Source organism: Paenibacillus sp. Root52 (genome assembly GCF_001426865.1).
In the GTDB taxonomy this organism is placed as follows: domain Bacteria; phylum Bacillota; class Bacilli; order Paenibacillales; family Paenibacillaceae; genus Paenibacillus.
The window spans coordinates 923,280-938,212 of sequence record NZ_LMFO01000001.1 but is presented as its reverse complement, the minus strand read 5'-3'; the positions used below and the strand labels follow the sequence as shown (position 1 = coordinate 938,212).

Annotated in this window: 15 protein-coding genes; 13 read left to right on the top strand and 2 right to left on the bottom strand. The window is 45.0% G+C overall.

The features are described 5' to 3' along the window. Positions 1 to 68: 68 nt before the first annotated feature. Positions 69 to 542, bottom strand: a complete 474-nt coding sequence (locus ASD24_RS04105; protein WP_056691875.1) for a hypothetical protein — start codon at positions 540 to 542, stop codon at positions 69 to 71. 54 nt (positions 543 to 596) lie between these two features. Between ASD24_RS04105 and ASD24_RS04100 the strand changes: the two genes are divergently transcribed. From ASD24_RS04100 to ASD24_RS04065, 8 genes are all read left to right on the top strand, one after another. Further along, positions 597 to 1,013 carry a MarR family winged helix-turn-helix transcriptional regulator gene (locus ASD24_RS04100; protein WP_056691871.1) on the top strand — a complete coding sequence of 139 codons (417 nt, stop codon included), beginning with the start codon at positions 597 to 599 and terminating at the stop codon, positions 1,011 to 1,013. Positions 1,014 to 1,110: 97 nt separating this feature from the next. Then, positions 1,111 to 1,956, top strand: coding sequence for a Sir2 silent information regulator family NAD-dependent deacetylase (locus tag ASD24_RS04095; protein ID WP_056691868.1), 846 nt, complete (start codon positions 1,111 to 1,113; stop codon positions 1,954 to 1,956). A 46-nt stretch (positions 1,957 to 2,002) separates the two neighbouring features. Continuing rightward, positions 2,003 to 2,908 (top strand): protein-ADP-ribose hydrolase, encoded by a 906-nt coding sequence (locus ASD24_RS04090; RefSeq protein ID WP_056691865.1) that lies wholly within the window; start codon positions 2,003 to 2,005, stop codon positions 2,906 to 2,908. Between the two features lie 15 nt (positions 2,909 to 2,923). After that, positions 2,924 to 3,751, top strand: coding sequence for an SPL family radical SAM protein (locus tag ASD24_RS04085; RefSeq protein ID WP_056691862.1), 828 nt, complete (start codon positions 2,924 to 2,926; stop codon positions 3,749 to 3,751). 202 nt (positions 3,752 to 3,953) lie between these two features. Continuing rightward, the gene (locus ASD24_RS04080; RefSeq protein WP_056691858.1) at positions 3,954 to 5,357 is read left to right on the top strand and encodes a spore germination protein; all 1,404 of its coding nucleotides are present in this window, start codon (positions 3,954 to 3,956) and stop codon (positions 5,355 to 5,357) included. Positions 5,358 to 5,395: 38 nt separating this feature from the next. Then, the gene (locus ASD24_RS04075) at positions 5,396 to 6,529 is read left to right on the top strand and encodes a GerAB/ArcD/ProY family transporter (protein WP_056691855.1); all 1,134 of its coding nucleotides are present in this window, start codon (positions 5,396 to 5,398) and stop codon (positions 6,527 to 6,529) included. Continuing rightward, positions 6,526 to 7,701, top strand: coding sequence for a Ger(x)C family spore germination protein (locus ASD24_RS04070; protein WP_056691851.1), 1,176 nt, complete (start codon positions 6,526 to 6,528; stop codon positions 7,699 to 7,701). Before ASD24_RS04075 ends, ASD24_RS04070 begins: the two co-directional genes overlap by 4 nt. 51 nt (positions 7,702 to 7,752) lie before the next feature. Then, entirely contained in the window at positions 7,753 to 7,971 is a 219-nt protein-coding gene (locus tag ASD24_RS04065; RefSeq protein WP_056691849.1) for a hypothetical protein, read from the top strand. A 15-nt stretch (positions 7,972 to 7,986) separates the two neighbouring features. On the opposite strand, the gene ASD24_RS04060 is transcribed toward ASD24_RS04065, so the two are convergent. Then, positions 7,987 to 8,334, bottom strand: a complete 348-nt coding sequence (locus ASD24_RS04060) for an MmcQ/YjbR family DNA-binding protein (protein WP_056691845.1) — start codon at positions 8,332 to 8,334, stop codon at positions 7,987 to 7,989. Between the two features lie 342 nt (positions 8,335 to 8,676). Between ASD24_RS04060 and ASD24_RS04055 the strand changes: the two genes are divergently transcribed. The 5 genes from ASD24_RS04055 to ASD24_RS30550 form a co-directional block, all read left to right on the top strand. Further along, positions 8,677 to 10,260, top strand: coding sequence for a contractile injection system protein, VgrG/Pvc8 family (locus ASD24_RS04055; RefSeq protein ID WP_056691842.1), 1,584 nt, complete (start codon positions 8,677 to 8,679; stop codon positions 10,258 to 10,260). A 19-nt stretch (positions 10,261 to 10,279) separates the two neighbouring features. Further along, positions 10,280 to 11,419 (top strand): pentapeptide repeat-containing protein, encoded by a 1,140-nt coding sequence (locus tag ASD24_RS04050; RefSeq protein WP_056691839.1) that lies wholly within the window; start codon positions 10,280 to 10,282, stop codon positions 11,417 to 11,419. A gap of 12 nt (positions 11,420 to 11,431) precedes the next feature. Beyond that, positions 11,432 to 11,974 (top strand): hypothetical protein, encoded by a 543-nt coding sequence (locus ASD24_RS04045; RefSeq protein WP_056691837.1) that lies wholly within the window; start codon positions 11,432 to 11,434, stop codon positions 11,972 to 11,974. Then, positions 11,946 to 12,647, top strand: a complete 702-nt coding sequence (locus ASD24_RS04040; RefSeq protein WP_056691834.1) for a PAAR-like protein — start codon at positions 11,946 to 11,948, stop codon at positions 12,645 to 12,647. Before ASD24_RS04045 ends, ASD24_RS04040 begins: the two co-directional genes overlap by 29 nt. Positions 12,648 to 14,614: 1,967 nt before the next feature. Next, positions 14,615 to 14,933, top strand: a 319-nt coding sequence (locus tag ASD24_RS30550; protein ID WP_235540336.1) for a hypothetical protein, incomplete at its 3' end; no start/stop codon positions are given.

The window sequence follows — 14,933 nt, the reverse complement described above, 5'->3', positions numbered from 1 at the left end:
ACGTCAGTGATTCCAAGCCAAATAACCTCTGAAGATGAACAATCATCAATCAGAGGTTATTTTTGATATTATGAATTGAATAAATCGACGAAGAGTTGGGTGTTGATCTTGTTTACCATGTGGTAAGTTCCTGTAACTTCATCCCGACTATTATGGTTATTGTGCGACATATCACTGAGTACCTGGATCACATCATTCGGAAATATTACAACATTCATGAGGCTATCCGTATCACTTTTTATATGAATGCGGAGATAATCTTCCATGTCAGGTGCAACTGTGTTAGGTTCTTCTACTTTCTTATCCTTAAACTCGTGAAGTAGGGTATTGATCTGGTTTTGATTCGTCACAGTGACTTTGGATGATTGATCTAGGACGTAATGCGTTACCTCGATGGAGGTGATCGGTGTACTGGCGATCTGATTCAGAACTAACTGATCCAGGGTTGTGACAATAGTCCTGTTATCATTCATCGATTTCCACATACTCCCACCGAGTATAAGGGCGAGCAGGATGACAAATGCAAGATTACTTTTCTTCATTTCATAGTTTCTCCTTGTCTTGACTATAGTTTTATATAAAACTAAAATAGAGAAATGAATGAAAATGTTATACTGTCGCTGGTTGGTCGGATACATCGTCATGGTAATCGTTTTATTGAGAGTGAATTAAGGAAAAGGAGTATTAACGATATTGCACCATCTCATGGTGACATTCTGTTTCGTTTATATCAGCAGGATAGCCTTACGATGCAAGAGCTGTCCAAGTTAATTGATCGAGACAAGTCAACCGTAACGGTTCTGGTCGATAAACTGGTGAAAAGAGGATACATTCATAAAGAGAAGGATCTGAAGGATACGCGGATCTATCGTTTATCTCTTACAGCGAAAGGACATGACCTGCGGGAAGAGTTTGAAGAGATATCCCATCATCTTATTGAGAAGATCTATGAGAAGTTCTCATTAGATGAAAAGAAGACCGTGATGAGCTTACTTCAGAAGATTGAATTTTAATGGGTTGAACTATTTTTGCTAAATTTGTTTTATATAAAACTATAAATGGTGTGTGCTAGAAGAGCGTACGACAGACTTGATAGAGGGAGAACCTATAATGAACACGGATTATCAACAACGGATAGATCGTGCTAAAGCGATTATTCAAGAGGCAGATTATATTTTGCTGGGAGGAGGGGCGGGTCTATCAGCTGCTGCTGGCATAACATTTAGCGGGAAGAGATTTACAGATCACTTCGGTGACTTTATTGATAAGTACGGATTCACGGATCTGTATAGCTCCGGGTTTTATCCTTTTGAGACGCAGGAAGACAAGTGGGCTTACTGGGCGCGACATATCCAACTGAATCGTTACGACACAGGCACAACACAACTCTATCTGGATTTGTATGAGCTAGTGAAGAATAAAAAGCATTTTGTGATTTCGACCAATGTTGAGAGTCAATTCGAGAAGGCAGGGTTTGCTTCCAGCTCCATATTTGAGATTCAGGGTAATTATGGGTATCTGCAATGCGAAAAGGGATGCCATGATACACTGTATGATAATGAAGAGCTAGTGAAGAAGATGGTAGAGCAGACGGTCGATTGTAAGATACCAACAAACCTTGTGCCTAAATGTCCTGTTTGTGGGGGAACTATGGATGTGAACCTGCGAATTAACGAATATTTTGTTCAAGATGAGCAATGGCATATGTCTGAGAGAATGTATCGTAGTTTTCTACAAGACTCTGAAAACCAGAACGTAGTTTACATGGAACTTGGTGTTGGGTTTAATACGCCAGGTATTATCCGGTATCCGTTTGAACGAATGACGTATCATAATGAGCATGCCACATTGCTTCGTTTTAACCAAGATGAGCCAGCAGGATTAGCAGAGAACCAACATAAGACTATCGCCTTTACGGAGGATATGAATCAAGCATTTCAATTGATCCGTACGTAAATGTGTGTTTTTCCCCATGAAAGGGATATAGGAAGAAGGAATATAGATGAATCAATTGCCTTTGAGCGCATATGCACATGAAATTCAGTTAGAAAGCACATATGTACCCTATTCTCCAACCGAAGCGTCAAAAGAGGAAATCATAGATACGTTATTAACGCATCTTCTTGAGGAATTCAGTAATCTTCAGCATGTGTCTATTCCATCCGAATATGCAGAGAAGAGGGAACTGCTCAGAGGACTTATGAACTTAAGAAAACCAGCGCCGGTTCCAGTTGCATTCCAGAGAGAAATGGATTCCCTTTTGCAAAAGGAGCTGGGAGAGAAAGTGATTGTTCGGAGCGATCAGCTTAACCCGATATCGTATCTGTTTCCCGAGTCTTCTATCGAACATGCGGATCAACTCTTTGTTTGGCAAGGGGACATCACGCAGCTCCAGGTAGACGCTATTGTGAATGCAGCAAATGAATATATGCTGGGCTGCTTTCAGCCGTTACATGCTTGTATCGATAATGCCATTCATTCCGCAGCAGGTCCTTTGCTAAGAGAGGACTGCAATCGAATCATGAACATCCAGAATGAGACGGAAGCAACGGGTGGAGCTAAAATTACGCGAGCGTATCATTTGCCTGCAACGTACATTCTGCACACGGTGGGCCCTATCGTTCCTCAAGGAACAACGCTGACCAGACAGCAACAGGAGGAACTTGCTTCCTGTTACCTGTCCTGTCTGGAGCTTGCGCATGAAATTGACGATATCAGAACGGTAGCGTTATGCTCGATATCTACGGGTGTATTTGGATTTCCCAAAGCCGAGGCTTCCAATATAGCCGTAACAACTGTACAGCAGTGGTTAGATGCTCATCCGGATCATCACTTTAAGCAGATCATTTTTAACGTGTTTAGTCAGGAAGATCATGAACAGTACATGCGGGTATTCCAAGCCCAATAAGGGGGTAACAGATACGTGAAAACCACGGAAATCTTAGCTAAACAGATATTGACGGAAGCAAAAGGCTACTTAAACGTGGGATTCACGCATTCACTTAATCCATATAGTGGTTGTGCCTTCTCATGTCAATATTGTTATGTTCGAGAGATGCCCATTCAGAGGTTTAAGGACATTCCTTGGGGTGAATGGGTCGATGTGAAAATAAATGCAGCTGAGAACTATGCAAAAGAATGGAAGAAGCTTCGTGCCAAGAACAAACCAATTCATTTGTTTATGTCTTCAGCAACAGATCCTTACCAGCCGATTGAACGCCAAGCCGAGATTACACGTGGTGTGTTGGAAGCGATGATGGAATGTCCCCCGGATCACCTTCAGATCCAGACACGCAGTCCATTGGTTACACGTGATATTAATCTGATTAAGGAACTAACTAAGCGAAGCAATGTTATCGTTTCGATGACCGTAGAGACCGACCGAGAGGATGTAAAACAAATATTTGCACCCTATGCACCCGGGATTCGATTACGAATGAAGGCTTTGCAGGAGATGCATCAGGCAGGGATACCTACGCAGGCTTCCATCTCGCCTGTATTACCGTTCACGCCAGATTTCCCTAAGAAGCTACTAGGTATCGTTGATCATATCTGGATTGATACGTTGAACATTGGCGATGGTGCAAGCGGTAGACGTTCCAAGTCGCTCGGTATGCCTGAACTTTTTAAAGAACACGATCTGGAGAAATGGTATCGTCCGAACATTCATCGGAGTGTGGAGAAGTATTTCAAGACCGTTTTCCCAGAAGAAATGGTTCGTGTTTCGAAGGAAGAATCCTTCTTGGGTTAGTTGTGTTTTATAGATTGAACAGCCGCCATAGGGCGGCTTTTTTCTGTTATGCATATGGAAAAACGTATAGCAATTATCAACATCTCACTCGACAAAGAGAGCGCAGTGAGGAGAGATAGAAGCGTATAAATGTGTTTTCAGAAGGACATGCTGTCGTTAACTATGAATATTTGAATCACGTCACGCATCTGGAGGACACACCATGAGCACGTTAGAGAAAACATTACTGACCGGTAAATTAATAGAAGATGAAGCTACTCTGCGCACCACATTTGCAGGTTGTTCCGATGTTCTATTTCATTCGTTCCGTACGGCCTGTCAGACTACTGCGCTCTGCGTGTACTGTGTCGGGCTGTGTGATACGGATCGGCTAGAACGTCATGTGTTAGGGCCACTTATGGAAATGAAAAGAAATGCAGAGCCTACGCAAGTTCCGATGGCTTCATCTAAGACCATTCTTGCCTTAAGCCAAGCAGTCCAAGCGGTGATGGAAGGACAAGCGCTAATCCTGATCGATGGCGAAGTACCGGGCACACTTTATCCCTTGTACCAAGTTCCCAGCCGAACGCCGGAGGAGCCAGCAGCGGAATCTACAGTGCGAGGTTCACGGGATGGTTTTACCGAATCTTTGAGTACGAATCTATCTTTGCTTCGAATGAGAATCAAAACACCAGCGCTTAAGCTACAGATGCGAACCATGGGGGAGTATACAGGCACGCAGGTTACGCTTGCTTATCTGGAAGGCATCATAGATCCCAAATTGTTGCAAGAAATAGAAGCTCGTTTGGCAGAGTTGAAAGTGCAAGACGTGTTAGAAAGCCAATACATAGAGGAGGGAATCATCGATCAGCGCTTCTCGCCCTTTCCACAGATGATTGCAACGGAGCGGCCGGATGTGGTCACTGCTAATCTGTTAGAAGGAAAGTTTGCACTGCTTATCGATGGCACTCCATTTAGTTTAATAGCCCCGGTCACTTTGTTTTCCATGCTGCAGTCCCCTGAGGACTATTATCAAAATATGTTCATGAGTGTATTTGTTCGCTGGCTGCGCTACATCTTCTATGCGCTGTCTCTGCTGCTTCCTTCGGCTTATGTAGCAATAACCACATTTCATCAGGAAATGGTTCCAACCGTTCTGCTGCTTAGTATTGCAAAAGCAAGAGAAGAGATTCCTTTTCCCGCACTTGTCGAAGCACTCATTATGGAAATATCGTTCGAAGCATTACGGGAGGCTGGTATCCGGCTGCCTAAACAGGTGGGTGCGGCTGTGAGTATCGTTGGGGCGTTAATTATCGGCCAAGCGGCTACAACTGCGGGTATTGTCTCAGCTCCAATGATCATTATCGTCGCGATTACAGGAATTGCGTCGTTTATGATCCCTAGATATGCTGCCAGTATTGCGGCACGTCTATTGCGCTTTCCGATTATGCTGATGGCGGGCACACTTGGCTTAATCGGTGTAATGCTTGGGGTGATCCTAATTGTAATTCACTTAAGCAGTTTACGCTCCTTTGGTACACCGTATCTATCTCCTGCAACACCAACGTCAGCCCAGAAGCTCAAGGATGTATGGTGGCGACCAACGCAAGAGAACAAATCCCGGTAGACTGGAATGGATTACATAACAGGTGGAGGCGACGTTCAATGTTGACCGAGAAGGGGAAAATATCTGTCACTCAATTAGCATTCATGATTTTCCCCGCCATTCTGGCCACATCCATCTTATCCGTCCCTGGTATAACGATGCATTATGCAGGACATGACATGTGGATCTCGCCCATCTGGGGCTCACTTGTTGGCCTTGCGACCATAGGTATATCACTAGGACTTGAACGGCTATATCCCGGTAAAACAATCATGCAGTCTTCTACGTTCATCATAGGATGGTTCCCAGGTAAATTATTCGGGCTGATGTATCTTGGTTTTCTGCCACATTTAACAGGCTTAATTATTCGTGAATATGGTGAGTTTATTGCAAGTAACGCTCTGCCTAAGACACCCTTGTTCGTGATTATGGGTACGATGGTTGTGGTCTGTATGATCAATGTTAGATTGGGTATCGAAGTGGTGGGTCGCACCTCTCAAGTGTTTGTTACGTTGGTGGTTGTACTTCTATGCCTGATCTTTGTCTTGCTTACCAAGGAACTGAGGCCGGAAGAAATGCTGCCATTTATGGAAAGAGGAATAGTGCCAAGTCTAAAAGGAGCTGTTGCGCCTGCTGCTTGGTTCAGTGAATATATTGTATTGGCGTTTATGTTACCTTACGTGAATCGTAAAAAGGGTTTAACCAGAACGATGCTGTTCTCGCTTCTATTTACAACGGTTGCTATGACGGTGACCAATCTCATCTGCTTATTTCTGATCGGAGACTTAACCGATAGTTTTGCTTATCCTGTCATGGTTGCTGCACGATATATTACGATTGCTGACTTTCTCCAGCATATTGAGTCCATTATTATTGCGATATGGATCTTTGGGATTTTCGTCAAAATCTCTGTCTTTCTCTATATTTTTGCGACATCCACTGCAGAGTGGTTTGGGTTGAATGACTATAAACCTGTTGTAGCACCACTCGCATTTTTATGTATGGTTTTTGCATATTGGATTGTATCCGACAGTGCAAGTGCTGCCAATCTTGTCAGCTCTTCAGCGAATGTATATACCTTGGTGCTATTATTGGTTTTTCCAGCGATCTTGTATGGTATAGCCTTGCTTAAAAAGCTGTGGAAACGCAACCGCGGAGATGGAGCTAAGACAGATTCGGGGGGAAGAGAATGAGGAAAGTGATCTCTATAATCACGATACTACTTAGCAGTATCGTGCTGTCCGGATGCTGGGATCGGATTGAAGTTAACGATTTGGCGATTGTGCTCGCGACAGGCATCGACTATGAGGATGAGCGATATCAACTAACTTCCCAGATATTTATTCCACGAAAGGCGGGCGGGGGATCATCGGGAGGCAGTGAGGCAAGCCCAAGTGGAGTGACGATGATTCGAACAGCGGAAGGACGTACAGTGGCCGAAGCTCTAAATCGATTACAAAGGAAAGTGCCTCGTAATATGTTCTGGGGACATTGCGAGGTCATTGTTATTAGTGAACATGCTGGCAAACAGGGCTTACGCCAATACATCGATTTTCTACTTCGATATCCTCAATTCCGCGAACATGCCTATGTCTTTTCCACTAGCGATTCTGCTAAGGATATTCTAGCTTTGCTTGATCCCCTCGAAAGAAGCTCGGCAGAATCCTTGCGTGAAATGGCCAATATGAAGCTGGGTACACGGGTGACGGTACTTGAACTCGCCCAGTCCATTGAAGGCCCAAGCCGTTCTGCTACACTGTCGCGAATGTTAATGTTACCACCAGATCCGGGGAAAGATCGATATGATTCTACTCCGTATATCAAAGGGTTAAGCCTATATAAAAATGATCATTATATTAAAACCGTTACGGAACCGATGAGTGTGGGCATTCTGTTACTTGCAAACGAGCTGGAGAACATTATTATTCCAGTCCAGCTAAAGAATATGGAGGGTTCCTTCTCCATCATGCCGATTGAAATGCATACGGCCTTAACCCCTCAAATTATCAACAATGAATGGCGTATGCAGGTTCAAGTGAAGTCCAAAGGGGAAGTCGTACTTAATACTACCGATGCGAACTTAACTGATCCGACAATGTTAAAAGAACTGGATCGAGCTTGGTCAGAGCATTTGAAAGAGCTTGCGGAGAAAGCTTTAGTGATGGCACAGAAACAGCTAAAGACGGATTTTTTCCAGTTTGCTACTGAATTCCGCAGACATTATCCCAAGCAATGGAACGCGCAGCAAAAGAACTGGGACGAGCTTTTTTCTATCATGGATGTTCAGGTGAAGGTGGAGGCACTCGTGACGCGTACAGGAAAGTCCGTAGGTCCTCAAGGTATACCGGAGCAGGGCACAGACTAGCCGTGGATGAACTGTTTATACTGATAAGAAGTGTAGGGAGGAATAGAGCGCATGAAGTTCGTATCTGTCGTAGGAGTCTGTCTACTGACAGCAGCTATGGTGTATGGGGAGTGGCGCAGTAGCGCACAGAAAAAAGCAAGAATCGTCGCAGGAGGCATTACACTACTGTCAGCGATGCTTGCTCTAACTTTGTTGTTTTTACCCAGTCTGCCTGGCCCAACGCAGTGGATCAAACTTTTATTCGGGAAGGTAGACAAATTCATGAAATGAACTTCGCAGAGAGGACTAAATCCTCATCATGATCGCTTCTCGAGTACTTTTGGGAAGTTTACCGAAGACCAGATCATAAGAATGATCAATCATAGGAAGCACATCAGACTCATCCAAAGATTCATTGATCAGAACGGTGTTCCAGTGTTTTTTGTTCATATGATATCCAGGCTGCACATTCTCATGCTGTTCTCTCAAATTTTCCGCAATAACCGGATCACATTTGAGGTTTATCGTATGTCTGCTTTCAAAAATGAGTGCAAACATTTTCCCAGCAACCTTGATCACAAGGATGTCTGGCCCAAAAGGAAAGTCCTTCACCGCACCCTTCTTCGTAAGGCAGTATTCAATGATATTGTTCATGCAAAAGTAGATCTCCTTTATAGGCATCGTATATTAGGTTCAAGCTAAAACTGATTATCCATAGTATAACAGATGCTCATCTACTATGAATTAATGGGTGTGAAGACTGGGATAAAAGTGCTAAGTAAGCTGGTTAAAAACGAAAATGATTAAATGGGCAAGAAGAAGGGGCAGTAGTGATACTGCTTCATTTTTGTGCGCGGATACGAATACATCATATGTATATAAAGTCTTATTTTATCATTTTTAACGAAAATTAACAAAATTCATTAAATATTTTACTTATAAAGTCGATAAATAGAAAATTAATACATCTAAGAAAATAGGTGGTGAGTGAGGAATATGTCTCTAGTAACAGTTAGTTATGAACAATTGCAGATTCAGCCGTTTGATATCCGAATCCATGAAGTAACTTTACTCATGAAAGTTCATGATCATGGCAAGCTTACTTTCACTGGAGTGATTCCGGAAGAGAAGGAAGAACAGTACGTACGAATGGCGGACGAGAGTACACCAGTTGAATTGTTTTATACGGACGAGCAGGGTCAAAAGCAACGTTTATTTCACGGAATTATTTTGAAGCTACATGTGAAGGTGGAGAACAAGGTGTACTGGCTTGAAGCGGAAGCTGTGTCCCATTCGCATGCTATGGATCTTCGGCGCAAAACACGTTCTTATCAAAATATAAGTATGTTGATTCCTGACGTTATGCAGAAGATTAGTGGGTCCTATCCGGATGGACAAGTCTTCAACACCTTCATTGAGAAAAAAAAGCTGGGTGCGTATACACTTCAATATCAAGAAACGGATTGGGAATTCCTGAAGCGACTTGCGTCACATTATCATACGGTTCTTGTTCCCGTATCAACGGAGGAACGCATTCGTATCTATCTTGGGCTGCCTGAACAACGGGATGCCGGCAAGCTAGAAGCAACACACTACCGAATGTATAAAGATATGCTCGCTTATCAGAAAGAAGCCAAGTTAGAGACGGGCGATATCAACGAAAAGGATTATATCCGTTATGAAGTACAGGTACGTGATCGTGTGCTCCAGCTTGGCGATCAAGTGCAGTTCAAAGGACAGTCACTATATGTGTTCGAAATTCGGACTGAGATGAAAAAGGGGTTGCTTTTACATCATTATGTGCTTGGCCACAAAGCATCTGCATATCGCCGCAAGCGTTACAACTCCCGTTTGGTGGGTGCGTCTATCTCCGGAAATATCATGGGGGTGGTGAGAGACGAGGTTCAGGTTCATCTAGATAGCGATCAGGAGTGGAGCCTGGCGACAGCCTATCTGTTCCCATACTCCACTATGTATGCATCGGATGATCAGACTGGCTGGTATTGCATGCCTGAGAAAGGTGATAGTATCCGGCTCTATTTTCCCAATGCGAGAGAAAACGAAGGCATTGCATTAAGTTCTGTTCGTCAAAAACTACCTGCGGAGGAAGATACGGCAAGTGCGGTGTCCTCAGGATCGGGGGCATCCTCGCATACAGGTGGGAGCAGAAGCGGAAATAGCAGTGGGGCAGGTGGTGGAACGACAACGGTTGTACAGCAGCAACAGCTGCAGCCGGTTGTGAATTTTGATAAGGATCTGAAAGAAGATCTGATGGCCAATCCCAATACGAAGTTCCTTCTAACACCGACGGGTCAGAAGATTACTTTTGAAGAGGACCGCATCACGATTACCGGCTCGACCGGAGGGGCAACGCTGACCTTGACCAGTGCTGGAACCATTATTCTTAATTGCGAGAACAAGATCACGCTACAGGCCAGTAAACAAGTGGAATTAGTAGCAGAGACAGTGACCCTTCAGGCGAATCAGATTGATATGTCTACCAAAGACGGTAATGGCGGTTTAACCATCGATCAAGGACAGGTCGTGATCAAAGGGATCGAAATATTAATGAATCAGTAAAAATGCGGAGGTTGGACCCATGCATCAGTTGGAACTATGGCAGCAGTTTCTGGAACAAGAGGCATTGCCGCTGCGAAACGCCAAAGTACATAAGCTTCATGAATATTACATTGCGAATAAATCAGAGATCGTGCAAGGGTTCGTTCCGTTATTCGGGGCGCTGTGCGAACAAATCTTGCTGCAGCAAGAGCGCGGGGAGCTTCAGTCGTGCAGCACCATACACGTATCGTTGATGCGGACAAGGCTCATTCAAGGCGATCCTGCCTACATGCTGCACGCAAGTGACAGACGTCAAGAAGATGAAGTGCCTGTCAGTGGATTTTTATATGATGCGAGCTGGATCTACAGCTTTATGGATCAATGGATTGAGGAATGCGAGGATGGTCGCAGACGTTATATGAATCGGATTGATCAGGCCGCATTAGAGGCATGGCAAGCAGGTCAGCTCTATCCTTTTCACGTTTATATGGTTCTTGCTGTTCGTCATGCTATGGATACGATCCGTACAATGGATTCTTTTGAAGCGATCAGAAAAGAGGTACAGTTCGAAGTTCGTGTGGGAGAGTATCAGGATCACGAAGTAACGGAATCGGTATATCGTATCAACGGATTACAGAGAAGCTCTATTGCGTGCAAAGGTTGGCTAGAAAGCAGGCTACCGAATGAATATATCTATGAACATATCGCTGGTGTCAATCTGTGTAACGGAAATTATGCAGAACTAGATTTCAATCATGCGAGATTCGAGGAAGTGGATTTGAGCGGAAGCAGCTTTGAAGGTGCACGCTTACTCGGCACACGATTTGAACGTTGTCAATGTACACAGTCCAACTACGGGCAAACACTACTTCTTGATACAGACTTTCGAGATTGTAACCTCACAGGTGCCAGCTTCGATGGCGCATGGAGTGAACGGGATACATTCATAGAGACGCATGGACTGATCTATGGTATTCATGGACTTCGGTTTCAGGGAGCGAATCTAAGCCATGCCACATTTAGGTACGCTAGGATCGCTGGTGATTTTACGGGCGCAGAACTAGAGCAAGTGAATTTCACAGGAGCAGATCTCTCGGGCAGCCGGATGCTTGCACAGGATCGGTTTCGGGTTGAACTGACCTCTGAGCAACGAGCTTCCGTAGAATGGGTTGAGGCTTAGGAGGCTAGCGTTATGGAGTACTATATCATCGAATATGACCGCCGTCTCCCGCAGCAAGGGGCTATTCAATGGCCGGAACGGATGCTTCGGGGGTATGAACAGACAGCAGATGAAGAAATGGTGTATGTAAAACAAGGTGAAGTGTTTACATCCCCATGTATCGTTAACCATTATCCTATACAACTGTATGTGGAAGAGCTATCTCGCATCATGCTCAAAATGGAATCAGATCTTCATCACAAACGCATAGTGGTCATGAATCTGGAGCAGCAGAACCAGACGTTCTATGAATGGATCGAGTTGCCTCAAGTGAGCTGGATGGCACCCGAGGCAGTTCAGGTTCAAGCCGGACAAGTGAACGGTATAGCTCTTGGACATCAAGGGTTGAGCGAAAGCTCCATATGGTGCGTCCCGTATTACCGTTCATATCTGACAATCGTAGGACTTGAAGTAGCCGAGAAGTTATTAAAAGCCGGAATATACGGGTTAATCGTGAGACCGATTCAGATAACAGGAGGAGAACTAAATGGGGATTATAGATACGGTACTAGATAAAGGTACGCTAGGTGAGTTGCTAAGCTCACCTTGGAGAAGTGAGGATACCTATGTAACCGCAGGTGCTTATATGTATTGTACATTCGGAACACATGAAGATGTGCTTAACAAGCTGGAGCCTAATGGTGTGTATATCAATGGGAGTCCAATGCTAACAGTGGACGACTGCGTGACGTCCACATCGGAGCCAAGAGTTATGCACGGCGTGCCTTGTACCAAGATGGGAGAAAACATTGATGGGAATCTGTATTCGTTCGGATACTGTAGAAGTGAGCTACATCCCATGAAGACAGCGGAAAAGCTAATTGGAGATTACGCTGCCCTTCCACATATCATTGATCCAGATCCACTAGAACCAACATTCGGTAAGGCTGTATTTCCATGTGCACCAGGTTTGATGCCTACAGCTTCAGCATCTGCACCAGCACAAGCCCCGTTTACCGCTCAAGCTACAGCCCAACTTAGCGCTTTGGTCTCACTACCCATGTCTAATTCATTATTGGATGCATTGACTGGAGCAACGACAAAGTGGACAAATGGTAGTTCCAATGTATCTATTCAAGGGGTACCCGCGTTAACGAGCAAGTCTTGCTTGTATTGCAAATGCGGTGGGAAAATCAGCTTACTTACCAATGGCATGGATCCAGCTCCCCCTCAATTTTCAGCTAGGTAGTTTCTAAAGGGGGAGATGAGATATGGAAGTAACTTATCAAGGAGATGGCTATGAGTTAACGTGGCCATATAACATCAAGGAGCTGCGTAGTTTTCGAATTGAAAGAGCTTTTAACACGCATGCCAAATGTGTATTTATAGCTCGCATGAGCGAAGAGGAAGCAGAGCAATGCTTGATACATAGCAGCTTTGAGGATAGTTTGGTTATACAAAAGATTACGGATGCAAGACCGGAAAGCTGGTTTGCTGGAGGGATTATCAAAGTAGACATCCAGATGGAGGATGGCATCCCGCTTGTTGAGGTACATGCACTCTCGCGTAGCTACGTGATGGATATGACACCCCAGAGCCGTTCCTATCAGAACAAACGTCTGACGTATACTGATGCTGTGCGCCAGTTGGCTGGAAAGTACCATGGAGGAGATGCCCAGAACATGGCGACCAGTGATCAGGCATCGATCGGAGCCTTGCTTGTGCAATATGAGGAGACGGACTGGCAATTCATGAAGCGACTCGCAGCCCGTGTGGGTACCGTCATCTTGCCGGATGTTACAATGGATGCCCCTCGTATATTCTTCGGAGTCCCGGACTTAACGTGGGGGCAGGAGATCAAGGCTATTCGGTACACGGCGATGAAAGATCGAGCACAGTATGAGCAACTGAAGGCACATGCGGAAGGTGACGATGCTAAGAAGGTAACTGAGTCTGACTTTGTCCGTTACCGCGTGACAAGTGAACAATTCTGCCAAGTAGGCGATGATGTCTCTTTCAAAGGTCAGATCTGGGTCGTGTCCGAATCCGTCATTAGCTATAACGCAGGCAGAGTTAGATATGAATACCTGTTCGTCCAAAGACGAAGCCTACGACGCAAATCCCGACGGAATGAGCAACTTCAGGGTAGATCGCTGGAAGGGCGTGTCGTGAAACGGGCGAATAACATGGTGAAAGTGCATCTGGACATCGACGACCAACATGATGAGCAAGGAAACTGGTGGTTTCCGTACTCGGGGGAAGGCAACAACATTTTTCACTGTTTGCCAGATGAAGGTGCACGCATCAAGGTATATTTCCCCAGCGGGACAGAGAAACAGTCTATGGCTATTAATTCTGTTCGCGGTGGTAGCGAGGATATGAAAAGCCGGACTGTATTCCATAAGCCAGCAACCAAAGTGTTCGAGATGCCAGGCGAAGCGCGTATGCAGCTTGGCGACGATGGCGTATTGTTCAAGAAAGGAAGCGTCAGTCTGCATCTGGATGCGGGAAACATCAGCTTGAACGCGACGGAAGATCTGCTCGTGGTGGCGAGTAGTCAGATTGAGGCGGGTTCAGGTAGCGACAAGGGCATGCTGGAATCATTCAAAATTCAAGCAGAGCAGCAGATTGTTTTGCAGACGAATGTGGATCAATATGTCGTCCTTAGTGGCAACCGGGTGGGCATTCAGAGTAAAAAGGTGGATTTCCAGAAGATCGAAGTCGATTTTGCGGAATTGTTGACCGATGAAGAACTGGAAGAGCTGTATCTGGATATGTTGGCAGATGGCGAAATCATGAAGAAGGAAATAGATCTGTCGATGAATTTGAAGACGGCAGTACAGTTAACCGATGCACAGCGCGCTGATATTCGCAGTCAGGTTGCACAGACAGCTCAGAGTGATCCGGGACTAGCGAATCAGGCGAAGGACTGGATGAGCAGTAAAACGCCGAAGATTTACAATTGGCAGCAACAATCGAAAGAGATTCGGGCAACAGGAGAAAGGGCAGGGAAAACGGAAGCGCAAATCCAAGCGATGCTACCCACACCTCCGGTACTAAGTGGACAGCGCTCTTCTGGGCAAGGATCTTCAAGTGGGAAAAAGAGTCTGGGTGAGCAGTTCATGGAGTCCACCGGTCTTGGAGATGCCTTTAAATCTATCCGTCCATGGCTCGATCAGATGGAGCTGGAACATGTCATTCCGCAAAAACCGGNTCATGGAGTCCACCGGTCTTGGAGATGCCTTTAAATCTATCCGTCCATGGCTCGATCAGATGGAGCTGGAACATGTCATTCCGCAAAAACCGGATTATTTGAGCAAACAAACGCAAAAAACGGTATACTTATCCAGGTATACGTTCCAAGTATTGATAGTAGATCCCCAGATGATGATTGCCCAATTCAATATTATTTTTGGCGTTGTGGCCATCATATCTGCGATCCCATCAGGCGGGCTCTCTCTGTATGTCCTAGCTGCTGCAGATGCAGCTATAGGTGCAACGATGATTGTCGTGAATGTCCAGAAACTGAATGACC

What these genes read in the sequence shown, in the direction of transcription:
- ASD24_RS04105 (WP_056691875.1), bottom strand. Translation starts at nt 542, where the DNA reads ATGAAGAAAAGTAATCTTGCATTTGTCATCCTGCTCGCCCTTATACTC.
- ASD24_RS04100 (WP_056691871.1), top strand. Translation starts at nt 597, where the DNA reads ATGAATGAAAATGTTATACTGTCGCTGGTTGGTCGGATACATCGTCAT.
- ASD24_RS04095 (WP_056691868.1), top strand. Translation starts at nt 1,111, where the DNA reads ATGAACACGGATTATCAACAACGGATAGATCGTGCTAAAGCGATTATT.
- ASD24_RS04090 (WP_056691865.1), top strand. Translation starts at nt 2,003, where the DNA reads ATGAATCAATTGCCTTTGAGCGCATATGCACATGAAATTCAGTTAGAA.
- ASD24_RS04080 (WP_056691858.1), top strand. Translation starts at nt 3,954, where the DNA reads ATGAGCACGTTAGAGAAAACATTACTGACCGGTAAATTAATAGAAGAT.
- ASD24_RS04075 (WP_056691855.1), top strand. Translation starts at nt 5,396, where the DNA reads ATGTTGACCGAGAAGGGGAAAATATCTGTCACTCAATTAGCATTCATG.
- ASD24_RS04070 (WP_056691851.1), top strand. Translation starts at nt 6,526, where the DNA reads ATGAGGAAAGTGATCTCTATAATCACGATACTACTTAGCAGTATCGTG.
- ASD24_RS04065 (WP_056691849.1), top strand. Translation starts at nt 7,753, where the DNA reads ATGAAGTTCGTATCTGTCGTAGGAGTCTGTCTACTGACAGCAGCTATG.
- ASD24_RS04060 (WP_056691845.1), bottom strand. Translation starts at nt 8,334, where the DNA reads ATGAACAATATCATTGAATACTGCCTTACGAAGAAGGGTGCGGTGAAG.
- ASD24_RS04055 (WP_056691842.1), top strand. Translation starts at nt 8,677, where the DNA reads ATGTCTCTAGTAACAGTTAGTTATGAACAATTGCAGATTCAGCCGTTT.
- ASD24_RS04050 (WP_056691839.1), top strand. Translation starts at nt 10,280, where the DNA reads ATGCATCAGTTGGAACTATGGCAGCAGTTTCTGGAACAAGAGGCATTG.
- ASD24_RS04045 (WP_056691837.1), top strand. Translation starts at nt 11,432, where the DNA reads ATGGAGTACTATATCATCGAATATGACCGCCGTCTCCCGCAGCAAGGG.
- ASD24_RS04040 (WP_056691834.1), top strand. Translation starts at nt 11,946, where the DNA reads ATGGGGATTATAGATACGGTACTAGATAAAGGTACGCTAGGTGAGTTG.